Annotated in this window: 11 protein-coding genes and 1 pseudogene; 8 read left to right on the top strand and 4 right to left on the bottom strand. The window is 48.3% G+C overall.

Annotated elements, in window-relative coordinates:
* Positions 1–9: 9 nt before the first annotated feature.
* The 3 genes from C0Q44_RS28715 (at position 10) to C0Q44_RS28705 (ending at position 6,037) form a co-directional block, all read left to right on the top strand.
* Positions 10–1,788 carry a cache domain-containing sensor histidine kinase gene (locus tag C0Q44_RS28715; RefSeq protein WP_105410560.1) on the top strand — a complete coding sequence of 593 codons (1,779 nt, stop codon included), beginning with the start codon at positions 10–12 and terminating at the stop codon, positions 1,786–1,788.
* Complete coding sequence (locus tag C0Q44_RS28710; RefSeq protein ID WP_105410559.1) at positions 1,785–3,368, top strand: helix-turn-helix domain-containing protein; 1,584 nt, start codon at positions 1,785–1,787, stop codon at positions 3,366–3,368. The genes C0Q44_RS28715 and C0Q44_RS28710 overlap by 4 nt, the downstream gene beginning before the upstream one ends.
* Positions 3,369–3,460: 92 nt before the next feature.
* A complete protein-coding gene (locus C0Q44_RS28705; protein ID WP_105410616.1) occupies positions 3,461–6,037 on the top strand; it encodes a beta-mannosidase in 2,577 nt (858 codons plus the stop codon).
* 430 nt (positions 6,038–6,467) lie between these two features.
* Here C0Q44_RS28705 and C0Q44_RS28695 read toward each other — a convergent pair whose 3' ends face one another.
* Positions 6,468–7,583 (bottom strand): FAD-dependent monooxygenase, encoded by a 1,116-nt coding sequence (locus tag C0Q44_RS28695; protein WP_105410557.1) that lies wholly within the window; start codon positions 7,581–7,583, stop codon positions 6,468–6,470.
* Between the two features lie 460 nt (positions 7,584–8,043).
* On the opposite strand from C0Q44_RS28695, the gene C0Q44_RS28690 reads away from it, so the two are divergent.
* A complete protein-coding gene (locus tag C0Q44_RS28690) occupies positions 8,044–8,529 on the top strand; it encodes a MarR family winged helix-turn-helix transcriptional regulator (RefSeq protein ID WP_105410556.1) in 486 nt (161 codons plus the stop codon).
* A gap of 87 nt (positions 8,530–8,616) precedes the next feature.
* Here the strand turns inward: C0Q44_RS28690 and C0Q44_RS28685 are convergent, their stop codons facing one another.
* Positions 8,617–8,916, bottom strand: a complete 300-nt coding sequence (locus C0Q44_RS28685; protein ID WP_105410555.1) for a hypothetical protein — start codon at positions 8,914–8,916, stop codon at positions 8,617–8,619.
* Between the two features lie 214 nt (positions 8,917–9,130).
* On the opposite strand from C0Q44_RS28685, the gene C0Q44_RS28680 reads away from it, so the two are divergent.
* The 4 genes and pseudogenes from C0Q44_RS28680 (at position 9,131) to C0Q44_RS28665 (ending at position 13,015) form a co-directional block, all read left to right on the top strand.
* Positions 9,131–11,155, top strand: a complete 2,025-nt coding sequence (locus C0Q44_RS28680; protein WP_105410554.1) for a Na+/H+ antiporter — start codon at positions 9,131–9,133, stop codon at positions 11,153–11,155.
* Between the two features lie 107 nt (positions 11,156–11,262).
* Positions 11,263–12,050, top strand: a pseudogene (locus C0Q44_RS28675) (polysaccharide deacetylase family protein).
* A gap of 206 nt (positions 12,051–12,256) precedes the next feature.
* Entirely contained in the window at positions 12,257–12,463 is a 207-nt protein-coding gene (locus C0Q44_RS28670; RefSeq protein WP_105410553.1) for a YwbE family protein, read from the top strand.
* Between the two features lie 42 nt (positions 12,464–12,505).
* A complete protein-coding gene (locus tag C0Q44_RS28665; protein WP_181151217.1) occupies positions 12,506–13,015 on the top strand; it encodes a DUF4269 domain-containing protein in 510 nt (169 codons plus the stop codon).
* Positions 13,016–13,026: 11 nt separating this feature from the next.
* Here C0Q44_RS28665 and C0Q44_RS31965 read toward each other — a convergent pair whose 3' ends face one another.
* Both C0Q44_RS31965 and C0Q44_RS28660 read right to left on the bottom strand, forming a co-directional pair.
* Positions 13,027–13,332 (bottom strand): hypothetical protein, encoded by a 306-nt coding sequence (locus tag C0Q44_RS31965; protein WP_374955167.1) that lies wholly within the window; start codon positions 13,330–13,332, stop codon positions 13,027–13,029.
* Positions 13,333–13,340: 8 nt separating this feature from the next.
* Positions 13,341–14,420 carry a hypothetical protein gene (locus tag C0Q44_RS28660; protein ID WP_374955166.1) on the bottom strand — a complete coding sequence of 360 codons (1,080 nt, stop codon included), beginning with the start codon at positions 14,418–14,420 and terminating at the stop codon, positions 13,341–13,343.
* Positions 14,421–14,422 lie beyond the last annotated feature (2 nt).

Here is a 14,422-nt window from a genome sequence, read left to right as displayed (position 1 = left end):
GAGGAACGTTTGGCACGCTGGCTTACATCTTCGTTACAAAGGAAGCTATCGGTCGTCGTGACGGCTTCTATGATCTTGCCGTTGTTAGCTCTGGGTCTGTTCGCCTTCCTGATCTCTTCCCGCATCACAGAGCAAAAAACAAAGCTGTCCGGCATGGATACGCTGAAACAGGTGGAAGCAAATCTTCGTTATATGTTGCAGGATGCCGAGAACCTGTCCATTTTCCTGATTGGAGAACGGGATATCCAGCAGTATCTTAGCCAGGATGAGGACCATGAGCTGGACCGAGTGGATATTCTGGGCAGGATGACCAATCTGGCTGCTTCCAAGAAATATATCGCGAACATCGCCATATACCCGGGACGATTCGATGCCACTTTGTCTACAGCCACCTGGTATGACTCCAATAATTCAAGCTTATCTTATCCACCTGTACCGAGCGGAGAAGCGGTTAAAAAATGGACGGGGGTATATCCGGTCCAGAATTACGCAGGTATACAAAATGTGATCACATTGGTGCGGCCGATTCGCAGTATCCATGATTATCGACCCATCGGTTGGCTGGCCATCAGTCTCGATGAGAAGGCCATATCTAAAGGATGGGTCGCTCTGGGACTGGGTAGGGGGCAAGGCAGACTCGAACTCATCGGCAGTTCGGGAGAGGTCCTGTCTTCAATGGACAAATCCCGACTCGGGCATAAGCTGGAGGATGTTGACCCCGGGGTCACAGCGCTAATTCGGCAGGGAGACAACGGAACGACCACTTATGGTCGTGGGGAAGATAAACGAACATTGCTCTATTATCCGGAAGAATTGACGGGCTGGACATTAGTCGGAACCGTTCCTTATGATCAATACAAATCCGAGAATGGGTATATCCTTATTCTAACCGGGTGTGCCGTTACCATATCTGCTGCCATCAGTGCTGGACTGGTTTGGTTTACGGTGCGGCGTGTGACGAGGCCACTTCGTGTGCTTACCAGACATCTGTCCCGAATTGATCCTGAACGTCCACTTCCTTTGTTTCGGTCCGAAAGTGATGACGAGATCGGCAGGCTTGGACAGAGTTACAATCTGCTTGGTGCACATATCCAGGTGTTGAAGGAAGAGGTTATTCGAGGTGAAGCCCGCAAAAAAGAAGCGGATCTCCACGTGCTACAAGCTCAGATTAACCCGCACTTCCTGTATAACACCCTCTCTTCGATTCACTGGATTGCCCTCATGTCAGAAGAGAGAAGAATTGCTGATATGGTGGAAGGACTCAGTGATTTTCTGCGTATCAGCTTGAATAATGGTCAGGATTACTGCCCGGTGGAACAGGAGATCGCTCATATCCGTCACTATGTTCGTGTGCAGTCCATTCGTTTTCCAGATCAGTTCGTGTTGCATTACATTGTAGACCCGACGTTAGAGCAGCGAATGATGCTGAAGCTGTTGCTGCAACCCCTTGTCGAGAATGCGATGATTCACGGCATTCAGCCTAAGGGAGGTATGGGCACGATCACCATTATGATTCGGAAAGACGAGGATCATGAGCGAATGAACATGTTGGTGTTGGATGACGGTATCGGCATGGAGCCGAACACACTGAAGCAGTTAAGGGTAAGCATTGTACAGACGGGTGAACAGACCGGAAGGCAGTTAACCCAAGGAGGTTATGGTCTCTGTAATGTGAACGAGAGACTACGGCTCCACTATGGACCGGATGCACAACTTGAAGTGGATAGCAGAGTTGGTGGCGGCACCCGGATTTCATTTTCCATTCCAATCTTGGAGGGTTCGCCATGAGATTACTAATTGTTGATGATGAAGTGATTATTCGTACAGGACTCGCCAGCGTCATCGCTTGGCATGAACTTGGAATTGAACTTCTTCAACCTGCTGCCTCGGCGGAGGAGGCACTAATACGCATGGCTGAGGAACGCCCACATATTCTAATGACAGATATACGAATGTCCGGTAGAACGGGGCTGGAACTGGCAGAAGAAGGTTTGCAATTGCTGCCTGAGCTGGAGGTCATTATTTTGTCCGGATATGATGACTTTTCATATGCCCAGCAGGCGATTCGCCAAGGCGTAACGGATTATCTGCTCAAAACAAGCAAGCCAGAAGAGATCATCAAGACCGTGTTACAGGCCAAACAGCGAATAATGGAACGCTGGGCAGAGAAATCCAGAGAGGGGCAACTTCTGCGGGAGAACCGGGAGCGGCTGTTTGCCGGATGGATTATTGATGGCGACGTTACTTCTGGCTCATGCCCTTCGTTTTTGCAGTCTGGTGCAGCTGGAGCATCAGATGGTGGTCTGGATGATGAGCAGGTTCCTCGACGGGTCTTCGTGCTTCGAGCAGAGGGATGGGACCGTTCGTCTGATGCGTTACTGCGATTCGCCGTGCAGAATATGCTGGAGGATGTACTGCCAGGCGCAATTGCTCATACGGAGAAGCGGCAGATTATCTGTGTTACACCATGCGCACCTACGGAGCAGGAGTTTCAGATTAGGCTTGAGCGTGCATTAAGCCGGGTGGAGCAATTACTGAAGTGTACACTGCGTGCAGCGATTGGTCTGTCGGTTCGTGGAACGGTGCAGCTGCACGAGAGTTATCGAACGGCGTCAGTTGCATTCCGCTACCGAGGGTTGATGAATCTGAACCTATGGCATTACGAGCACATCATGAATCGTCAAGGCGGTCAAACCGTGCTTACACACGAGCAGGAGACTACACTTGGCACATTATTGCTGGATAATGATTCGGTCACACTAAACACTTGGACGCGAGCACTTGTGGCGGATCTGAAGGCCGAACCGGAAGTCACGCCAGAATCGTTCGGCGCTTGTCTGCATTCTGCTGTTATCGCAGGTCATCGCTGGCTGGCCCGTACGCTGCAAGCCATAGGGCGTGAAGAATCCGCACGGCTCGAACCCTGGTTGCCGGAACCGGATGCCGATGCTGCGGAACTCGGGGATCTGCTGTTCCACCAACTGTATGGTCTAATGCATACCTATCATAGCCGAATGGGTCAGGGACAGGCTGCACATGTACAGAAGGCTATTGGATATATGGAGTCTTCATTGGCACAGGATATCAGCTTACAACAGGTAGCAGGTCAGATTCATTTGCATCCGGGACATCTCAGTGAGCTGTTTAAAAAAGAAATGGGCGTGACCTTCGGTGATTTTGTTACCGATATGCGTATACGAAGAGCAATGGATATGCTCGCGGTGTCTCCAGCGAAGGTTAGTGAAGTCGCTGCCATCAGCGGCTATGAAGACGTGAAGTATTTTAGCAGGCTGTTCAAAAAACATACAGGTAAGACCCCGAGTGAATATCGCGAGGAGGCGTTATCGTTCAAGCCTTCGGGAAGTTAGAAGTGAGCAAATGAAGAAGAAAGTCATGCTTTTTTCTGCAAACGTTTTCGATGTGGCATTACTCAGGGTTCTTGGGGAGCGAGGGTGCAATGATGAAGGTGTATAGTTCAAGTCAGGATTTGTCGGGATCATGGAAAATACAGCATTTTGAAGTCGGGGAGAAGCGGGCCATGGATGTGGCAGCTGCTGCGCTGGATGACCGTTTCTGGATTGGGGCTGAAGTGCCTGGTGATGTACACGCTGCACTGGTTGAGCGCAGTATTATCGACCCGCCCTATTACGGACATAATGATGCCAAGAGTCGCTGGATCGAGCAGAAGGAATGGTGGTATCGCACGACCTTCAATCTGATGAAAGATACGGAGATAGAAGAGCATTTTGAACTGGTGTTTGAAGGATTGGATACGTTCGCAACTGTATATGTGAACTGCCATGAAGTTGGCAAAACGGCCAATATGCTCATGTCACATACATTTGATGTAACGACATTGGTACGTAGTGGCTGGAATGCGATTGCTGTCAAGTTCGACCCGCTTCACCTGCACCACCGGGACAAAGAGACCTTCGACTGGTCATCGTATACGAAGGAACGACCGTGGTTGCGCAAAGCTGCGATGAACTTTGGTTGGGACTGGGGTCCCCGCATGGTTACGGTAGGTATCTGGGGAACGGTACGTTTGGAAAAACGAACAATCGCCAAGCTGGAAAGTGTATTCGCTCGTACGGAATCAGCCAGTACAGAACATGCCGTCGTGCAAGTCACGGCTGATGTGAAGTCCGTTCTGTCTTTCCGCAGCAGAAAAAAACGTGGGCAAGCTGTGGTTACGTCCTGTGAAGTCCGTCTACTGGATCGCAGCGGAAACGAGGTGGCAGCTTCCACTGAATTGCCTATAGAAGGTGGCAAGGCGGATACCACATTGAACGTTATGTCACCACAGTTATGGTGGACTCATGATCTGGGTGAGCCTTATCTGTATACGCTGGAGGTTGTATTGCATGCAGATGGTGTGGAGGTGGATCGGTATCGTGAACCGTATGGGATACGCACAATTGAGCTGGCTCTTCACAATGAGCGGGGTGAAGATGCGTTTGCTTTTATCCTCAACGGAGTTCAGATATATGCCAAAGGTGCCAACTGGATTCCAGCCGATCATCTAATCGGTGCCATTCCGAATTCCCGGTATCGGGAGCTTGTCGAACTGTCCGTGGAAGGCCATATGAACATGCTGCGCGTCTGGGCAGGTGGCATCTATGAGAAGGATGTCTTCTACGATGAATGTGATCGACAGGGCGTGTTGGTGTGGCAGGATTTTGCATTCGCCAATGCCTTGTTCCCGGATTTCAATCGTGACTTTATGGGAAATGTGCGGCAAGAGGTGGAGAATAATGTGCTTCGCCTGCGTAATCGCGCTTCCCTGGCTCTCTGGTGTGGCAATAATGAGATCGACTGGCTATATGACATGAAATCGGCAAGTGGGGATATCACCAGTCCATTCTACGGGGAACAGATCTATCATGAACTGATCCCGGAGGTGTTGGAACGTCTGGATCAGTCCCGCCCATACTGGCCTTCCTCACCATTCGGGGACAGTAACGGTCAGGATGCTAATGACCCGTGTGTGGGAGATCGCCACAACTGGCAAGTATGGCACGGTTCTGTGTATCCAAGAAAGCACGGAGAACCGCCGCTACTGGACTACAGTATTGAAGGTGTGACGTTCAAAAATTATAAAAAGGATGATGCTCTGTTCAGTAGCGAATTCGGCATGCATGCTTCGGCGAATCGCTACACGCTGGAGAAAAACATGCCTGCTGGACAGTTCTATTGGGGAAGTCCGGAGATGGCGTACCGCAACAAGGATACCAATCACCAAAAAGGCATCCTCTTGATGGAGGGTTACACGGGCATTCCTCAAAATATAGAAGAATATATGAACTATTCCATGCTCACACAAGCTGAAGGTTTGCGATATGGCATTGAGCATTTCAGGCGTATCAATCATCGCAATAGCGGTGCTCTGGTGTGGCAATTGAACGATAGCTGGCCAGGAACGAGCTGGTCCATGATTGACTATGAGCTGCTGCCGAAAGCCTCATTTTATTACGGGAAAATATTCTTTCATCCTATCCTGTTGTCACTGGATCATGAGCCGGGAGAACCGCTTGCGTTGTGGGTCGTGAACGATACACGGGACGTCTTGAAAGGCCAGCTACGGCTCAATGTCTATGAATTGCATGGAGAGAAGATCTATTCGAGCACACATGCTGTTGAAGCATCTTCTCAATCCTCGCTCTGTATTGCAGAATTAACCGAAGTTGAAGTATTACAGGGCAGACGTGCAGATGAAGTGATGGTTGAGTTAGTATCCGAAGGATTTGCAGCCCCGATCAATCGGTATTTCTTACGTAATCCCAAGGATGTGGTATTGCCCAAGTCTCAATTGAGCGTACATGTGAACGAAGAGGAACAGTCTGTAACGGTTACAGCCAGTGGTGTTATTGCACGATTGGTGAAGCTGGAGCTTCCCCTTGGGCGCGTGCGGTTCAGTGACAACTATTTTGATCTGCTCCCCGGTGAGAGCCGAACAGTAAGACTTCGTCATCCGGAGCAATCTTTATTGCCACTGACGGAACTTAGGGTCAGCGCCATGAATGGCAAAGAAGCCTGAGGCAGCAGATGTGGATTCTTATCCGAAGAGGAGCGGTTGTATAACGGCTTAGGAAGTATAATGGAATTCAGAGTTGTAGCAGCTCGAAAGGGTGTTTCATGGGTTAAGTGGAGGTGGTATTTCCGATCAGGGATGCCGCCTTTGTGGCGTTTGGACCAGATGAGAGAATGTCGTCATGTCAGGCTAAGTAATCTCGAGAAAGCGATATATGAAAAAGATAGCATGTTGTCGAATCAGAAGAACGCTGATACGGATCAAGAAGTGGCTCCCCGAGAGGACACATTTGCTCCGCGCAAACGAAAATAAAGAATGGTACGATTACATACAAAAGATAACCAACAAGCCAAACAGCCAATTCTTCTCCATGAGGGAGTGATCGGCTGTTTGGCGTATGACAGAACGCCTATTTGTAATCAAAGTCCTACGGATCTCAGAGAAAAGATTCATAGCGTTGCTGGAAAGAGGACTCCATCTCAACTTGCCGTGCAAGCTGCTGCTTGACCTTGGCGCCACGAACCGTCTGAAGTTCCTGAAGCAGTGCATTGGATTCGAAATGTTCCGCGGCCATCCGAACGAGCAGTTCAGAGAGCGCATCCGCATCTTCCAGCGCCGAGTTAAGTCCGAATGCACCAGTCGGTGTCATGGTATGCGCAGCATCACCGATTAACACAATATTGTCCTGAGTCCACGATTGGCTATAACTGCTTTCGACAGATAACAGAACAAAGTCACTCCAGCTTTGAATGTTGGCAGCCACGGAATCGGCGAGGCAAGGAAAGGCGGATATCAGTTTATCTACAAAAGGGGCGATGGGTTGTTCACGCAACTTGGAGTACGCTCCCTCTGGAATATTCCATCCAACCTGTACATAACCGCCGTATTGGGAGAACAATGCGAGCTGTTGTCCATCCATGCTCGCCATCCGAACAGCCGGCTCCCATCCGGTTGGTGCAGGAATACGCGCCCATAACAGGTCATACCCGTGTTTGCGAATCTCGGGAGTCAAGCCGGCGTGTTTACGTACAGCAGAATATCTGCCATCCGCACCCACAATAACCGAGGCTTCAATGGAAGCAGGAAACCCGTTCTGCCGAATGTTAATACCAACGGTCTGGCCGTTCTTGTCTCGTAACAAGCCGGTCATGATGGTATTAAACAATACTTGTTCATCTTGGTTCTGCTGCTGAGTGTGCGATACAATCGCTTCCAGCAGATGATCTTGGGGTACATGAATCCCAACATGGGATTCTCCATTGCCTGGTGAAACGGTATGAATAATCTGACCATTCACCCAGTACTGAATTTCTTCCAGAAGCAGTGCTCCACGTTTCTGGATAATTGAATACAGACCATGTTTTCTCAAAATCGCTTCACCGTCTACATTCAGCAATTCTCCACGAAATGACTTGTGTAGATGTGGTTGTCGTTCAATGAGAATCGTGGATATCCCCTTTTGATTCAATAGGTAAGAGAGCAGAGCACCGCCAGGACCTGCGCCGACGATGCAAACATCCGCTTTTAGCGGAGATTGACTATTCTGATTCATGTGCATAAGTCCCTTGCAATTTAATGGATGACGCGTTGTTTACTTTATAACAACAGATTTATTAAAATCATTAAGTAACTAAAAGTAACTTTAAAGTTATAGGTTATTATAAACAAACCCATTGCCATAAAGCAATAGGTGTATTCAAAAAATAGATGACTATATAAGTTGAACTAAAGATTGTTTACACGGACACTACGATGACAGAATAACCTTCCAATCGCTGTTATCCCCAAATTTTTTGATTTCCTTTTCGCAAGGGAAAATCCGATGATAAAGGCGAACGCTACGCTTTTTCAGGTTTTTTCTGTCCTCTCCGTTATCGTGTAGATGATTAGTTCAACTTATATAGCTTTAAAGAAGTATAGGGTATCCAACACAAGCGCATTTTTCACAAACAAAATAGTGTAAATATGTTACAATATAAGGCAGGTTATGATGAAAGGCAGGAGGAACATTTATGAGCCCGGATACGGAGCGAAACTCTCAATTGGCAAATGTAGATCAATTGTTGGAGGCCTTCTTCAGATATAAAAATAAAGTATTGGATTACCAGCATAAGAACGAAACCAACTGCAAACTGAATCCGACAAAAAGTCATATATTGGGCAAAATTTTACGTGAAAAACGTTGCATGGCAGTCGATGTGGCCAGACAACTCAGTTTGTCTTCAGGAGCTACGACGATTGTACTGAATCAACTGGAAAGTGAAGGTCTGATCCAGCGTGAGCGCAGTGATGAAGACCGCAGAATTGTATGGCTCTCCTTAACAGATGAGGGGGAGCAACTTGCCAAAACATTAAATGCGAATCGTGGCCGAATGACGTGGGAATTGTTGCAGGCGCTTTCGGAGGAGGAACAACAGCAGATGTTCGGCATGTTGAAGAAAATCGAGCTGAAACTGTTGGAGAACATGAAATCGTTTGAGCAGATGCACCATCGGTAGTTCATATCGTACTTGATGACGTCAGTCCTCATGAGTTCGTACCCCATAAGAGGGGATGAACCTTGAAGACTGGCGTTTTCAGTTTGTTTACAGATGAAAGCGCGCTACATGATCGGTCATGCCTTCCTGGATCAAAATCTCTTTTTGAATGCTGCCCATCAGATCAAAATGGGGAAATGGCTGCCGCCGATGAATGTATCGCGGATCCAGCCCGTGATCCGTACACCATCGTTCCAGACGCTCCTGATCTGCACAGCCCACTTTCGTGACACTGGTGATGCCCGGGTAACGATTGTCAATCCAGAAATGAGTAAGGTATGCAATCTCGCCACGAGCCACTTGTTCCTTCCACGCAGCAAGCTCCTGTCGTTTAATTCCAAATGCCATAGATGCAAATTCCTTTCCAAACGGGTATTGTCCTGAGCATATTGTAACATCTTATATACAGAATCTATCCGAATTCTTTCATTCGGACTGGTCTGAGGCGGGTTGAATGGGTATATGAATATGACAATATTTTTATATTAAAGCCAGGGATATGTTAAAATAAGCCTAAACAACATGGGTTCACCACTTCTATAAGCGGAAAGGGATTGTCATCATGGAAATATTTATTGCCGTACTTGTACTACTGGTGCTGATCGGTTTATCCAATATTTTAAACCGGTTTGTACCTTTTATTCCCGTTCCGCTCATTCAAATTGTGCTTGGTGTAGCCATAGCTCTGCTTCCCGCAGGTGTTCACCTGCCTTTGAATCCGGAATTATTTTTCGTGCTGTTCATCGCACCTTTGTTATACAACGATGGTAAAAGAACGCCAAGGAATGAATTATGGAATCTGCGTGCACCGATCCTGCTGCTGGCGCTAGGGCTTGTCTTCGTGACGGTCGTTGTGGCGGGATATGCCATTCATTGGCTGATTCCTACGATTCCGTTACCTGCTGCTTTTGCTCTTGCAGCCATCCTGTCACCGACAGATGCTGTGGCTGTTGGCGCCATGGCAGGCCGTGTACATCTACCCAAAAGCATACATAGGCTTCTTGAAGGTGAAGCGTTAATGAATGATGCATCCGGTCTGGTGGCTTTCAAATTTGCGATTGCAGCGACAGTTACAGGTGTGTTCTCTCTGGCACAGGCCACTTTCAGTTTTATTCTGATTGCGATTGGCGGACTTCTCGTTGGGGCTCTGTTATCTTTTTTGTTAATCAGACTTGGCGTGTGGATTCGCAGGTTGGGTATGGAAGATGTGACGATTCATATGCTGCTGCAAATCCTGACTCCATTCATAATCTATCTGGTGAGTGAGGAGATTGGTGTGTCGGGCATTTTGGCTGTAGTGGCAGGCGGCATTATTCACGCTATCGAGCGTGATCGTGCGGAGTCGGTTCAGTTGAAGATGCAGGTGGTATCTGCGAGCACATGGTCTGTCATTTTATTCATACTCAACGGTCTGGTATTCGTTATACTGGGCGTTCAAGTTCCGGATGTGCTGAATACCATCTTTGAAAATGTTACGTTTAATAATCTACAGGTGTTGGGATATGTGGGACTGATCTCCGTATTACTCCTGGTTCTGCGTTTTTTCTGGATCTATATGTTCTGGCAGGGCAATGAATTGCTACGACCCAAATCCTCCATTGGCACACCCCGATTCAAGGAAATTACGATTATTACCCTCTCAGGTGTACGGGGTGCAGTAACACTGGCGGGTGCCTTCTCCATTCCCTATGTGCTTCAGGATGGTTCGCCGTTTCCTGAAAGGGATCTGATTATTTTTCTGGCGGCGGGGGTTATTCTCTTCTCCCTGATTGCAGCGAGCGTATTCCTTCCGGTTCTGGCCAAGGATGACGGAAAGGCTACAGAAGATAATCCGCAGAAGTCCGAACGAAAGGCACATGATATTATGCTTAATGCAGCGATTCGAGCGGTGAAATCCGAAATGAACGATGAGAACAAAGCAGCTGCACTTGCAGTCGTCTCCGACCTGTCCAAATACATTAGGCAGGCCGCAGGTCAGCTTACCGCTGGTAAACGCAAAGATATTCAAAAACAGGAAACGGCCATTAACCTGATTGCGACCCGTGCGGAGCGTAAAGAAATCGAAGCGATGCTGGACGAAAATGCAATTGCATCTGATGCTGCCTTCAAATGTGACAGCTGGCTGGATCGCAAGGAGAGTATGCTGTCCAATCGTACAAACACTCAAATGATGTCCTCGATCAGTGAGATTGGACGTATGCTGGGGCACGTATTCACCAATCGGTCGCAGAAGCCGAGTCAACCATTCATGCTTGAAAATGCAGAACTGTTCCGTCAGGTGAAGCTGCGCACCTCAGAAGCGGCAATCAAGGCCATTCGTGCCCATATGAATGACGGCAATCGTGTGGTAGCCCTGTCGGTCATCGCCAAGTATGAACGGGTCATTGCCAAATTACGCACCTGGAACCAAGGCAAAACGGAAGATCCATTCAATCAGGAGAAGCTTGAATTGCAGATGGTGGCGATTCAGGAACAACGCAATACGGTACAGCAACTGTATGAGAATGGTGAAATTAACCGTGATGTAGCTGCCAAGTTACGCCGGTTCATCAACGATGTGGAAGCAACCGCATTGAAAAATACGTAATCCGGGAGGAAATCGCAGTTATGAATCAGATCTTTCGTTAATTAGTTTGAGTGAATCGGGAAATGCTAACAGGGAGTTTACGTTTGAAGACAAAGTGAGGACACAACATGAACCTGAAGGCAACCCGAATCATTGGATTGTTCACGCTGATTATCTTGCTGGGCAGCAGTTCCACATACGCGAAGCCTGTTCAGAAGAACCGTCAGTATTATGAGGAACGAGGGGAGATTGTGTGGGAGGTTCCCACCCAGGATAAACTCATCGCCCTGACCTTTGATGATGGACCGGATCCGATCCAGACTCCGCAAATTCTGGCTTTACTGCGACAATATCAAGCCAAAGGAACCTTTTTTGTGCTTGGTAAATGGGCAGAGAAGTTTCCTGAACTAATTAAGCAGGAACAGCTTGAAGGGCATGAAATCGCCAACCATACGTATGCACACACGTATGCAGTCCGATCTACAGGTGCGGACAAGTACATGAAGGATATGAATGCAGCGGAGCGATCCATTGTTGAAGCAGGCGCGGAGCGTCCCCTGTTATTCAGGCCACCGGGGGCTACTATAATGACATGGTCATTCAGGCTGCCAAACAAAAAGGGTATACCATTATACTCTGGTCCTGGCATCAGGATACACGGGACTGGGCTTCGCCAGGAGTGTCGGCCATCATCAACAAAGTGCTGAAGAACGCTCGTAATGGGGATATTGTACTGTTTCATGACAAAGTGGAGGGCAGGTCCCATACGGTAGCAGCACTGAAAACGATCCTGCCCAAGTTGCAACAGCAGGGATATCGATTCGTAACGGTGTCTGAGCTACTTGCTGTAAAGGCACGCGAAGCTACGAAGCATGGGACTTCACCCTCGTCTTTGTTGAAACATGCGCAGCCCTGAACATCGCAAGTCAATCCAAAGCCGCAGGCCTCGGTATGAAGAGACCTGCGGCTTCTTAACGTGGGTCTGTATATACCTTAAAGAACGAGAGTGATAAGGTCAATGTTCCAAACCTTTCGTTTTGAAAACAAAACGTCTACAATAGATGAAGCTTTGTATGGAAGAGTTATATCATATGAAACATGTGATTAAGGAGAGTGAACACTATGAATGGACAACAAAGAGTAAATATTAAGCCAGGTCTTGAAGTAGACATCGTGCTGAAGCAGGATCAATCTACAGGCAAGCTGACTCGTGGCATTGTGAAGGACCTATTAACCAAATCCCCTACACATCCACACGGAATCAAAGTGAGATTAACGAGCGGACAAGTTGGACGTGTGAAACAGGTCATTACAGGAAGCTCGAACTGACTTGTGGCCTAACACGGGGAGATGTGTACTACCGCAGATGTTATGGCACACCTGGCTAAGGGCAATGAACGACAGCAGGATGCATACCGCGTATTACAGAGCAGTGGACTGCTCGATATACTTGCTGACTACCACCCATATCCGGCAGGAACAGTACCGATTGATATTGATGTTCCGGGCAGTGATCTGGATCTGCTGTGTTATGTAAAGGATCTGGATCCCTTTGAAGCTGAGATGCATGATCAGATCGGTGTCGTTGGTGAGTTTGGATGTATTCGTGGGGAAGGGGATCTTCCAGACCAACGTCCTTATGTGACTTTTAATTTGCAAGTGGGACATTGGCCTGTGGAGATTTTTGCCCAATCGGTGCCAGTTTACAGGCAGAATGCATACCTACATATGCTCGTGGAGTGGAGATTGTTACAACTATGGGGAGACGCGGGACACCGTGAGATCCGCAGACTGAAACGGGCCGGGTGGAAGACGGAGCCTGCTTTCGCTTCTGTACTTGGATTACAGGGAGATCCCTATGTCATCGCAGTGTCAGTGTAAATAATCTTTGATCAGATCAGAAAAATGGCTACAATTGTCGTTACCAGTAGTCCCAGCAATACAGGCTTCAGATTGCGCCTTGCAAGTTCGAAAGGACTGACTCCGCAGATTGCAGCAGCAGGAATCAACGCCCATGGAATCAAGGTTCCACCACCTACCCATATGGCTGCGACCTGACCCAGTGCGGTCAGCACAGGAGCGGAATCTGCCGAGCCTGCGAACATGGTCGCAATCGAGCCAACCAGTGAAATCCCCGAGAACCCTGAACCATCCATCCCTGTGACCGCTCCGGTCACCGTCATCGTAATCGCTCCCACCGTATCATTCAGGGTACCAGTCCAGCAAGAGCAACCCCAAGATCATTCACAATTCCGTGTGAACCTTCAGGAAGAGGATTGTGGAACAACTCCGTAATTGCAGCATCCCCCAGATAAAAGAACGCGGCTATTGGAATAACTGGGCCGAACACCTTGAATCCGAACTGAAATCCTTCAATTAAATAGCTGGTTGTTTCCTCCGATCCGGTATAACGATGGGCAGCGAGGGCAACGGCAATCAAAATGACCACAGCGGTCCCGCCAATCAGAGCTGTTGCGTCACTACCTTGCAATTTCAATACAAACATCAGAATGACATCAACTGCGAATAACAGCGGGATAAGCAAAGCGAATACCTTTTGCAGACGTGGCGACATGGCTGAATGTTCCACAGGCAGATCGCCAGGTAGGGGATCGGATATAGGCCCTGATAAGGATGGAGGTTCCATTCCCGTAGCATCTGCTGCCGCCGCATTTGGAAAAGGGACGGCAGAGCCAAATTTCATCTCTTTGCGTAACATCCAGAAGGCTGTAAGTGTAGATACCGTTCCCATGACAATGACCAGCGGTATGCTGGCGGTCATAACGGAAGTAACGGGTAGACCTGCGGCATCGGCTGTAAGCTTGGGAGCCGCCTGAATAATGTAATCCCCCGACAGTGCAATTCCATGTCCAAACAGGTTCATGGCAATGGCAGCTCCAATCGGTGGAAGACCTACACGCACGGCTACCGGAAGCAGTACAGCACCAACCAGAGCTACAGCTGGAGAAGGCCAAAAGAACAACGATACAACCATCATGATCAATCCAATTCCCCAATATGCGACCTGAGGAGAACGGATAAACCGGGTAACAGGTGTCACCATCACTTCATTAATACCGGTTCTAATCAGAACACGGCTCATCGCCACAATAATCGAGATGATGAAGATGGTACTAAGCAATTCTTTGGTGGCATAGATAAAACTGCTGAAGACGCCAGCGACTGACCCACTTAATGTCTCCGTTGCCAGAAGTCCAATAGTCATAATACCTGCGACACAGATGATCGTGGTGTCTTTGCGCCGGATCATGACGGCAATGATCAGCA

This window comes from Paenibacillus sp. PCH8 (assembly GCF_002968835.1).
GTDB lineage: Bacteria > Bacillota > Bacilli > Paenibacillales > Paenibacillaceae > Paenibacillus.
Note: the sequence above shows the minus strand (reverse complement) of the source record. Positions and strands in the feature narration are given on the sequence as shown.

Coding starts and splice junctions, on each gene's coding strand:
- C0Q44_RS28690 (WP_105410556.1), top strand. CDS start 8,044: ATGAGCCCGGATACGGAGCGAAACTCTCAATTGGCAAATGTAGATCAA.
- C0Q44_RS28710 (WP_105410559.1), top strand. CDS start 1,785: ATGAGATTACTAATTGTTGATGATGAAGTGATTATTCGTACAGGACTC.
- C0Q44_RS28670 (WP_105410553.1), top strand. CDS start 12,257: ATGAATGGACAACAAAGAGTAAATATTAAGCCAGGTCTTGAAGTAGAC.
- C0Q44_RS28685 (WP_105410555.1), bottom strand. CDS start 8,916: ATGGCATTTGGAATTAAACGACAGGAGCTTGCTGCGTGGAAGGAACAA.
- C0Q44_RS28695 (WP_105410557.1), bottom strand. CDS start 7,583: ATGAATCAGAATAGTCAATCTCCGCTAAAAGCGGATGTTTGCATCGTC.
- C0Q44_RS28680 (WP_105410554.1), top strand. CDS start 9,131: ATGGAAATATTTATTGCCGTACTTGTACTACTGGTGCTGATCGGTTTA.
- C0Q44_RS28665 (WP_181151217.1), top strand. CDS start 12,506: ATGGCACACCTGGCTAAGGGCAATGAACGACAGCAGGATGCATACCGC.
- C0Q44_RS28705 (WP_105410616.1), top strand. CDS start 3,461: ATGAAGGTGTATAGTTCAAGTCAGGATTTGTCGGGATCATGGAAAATA.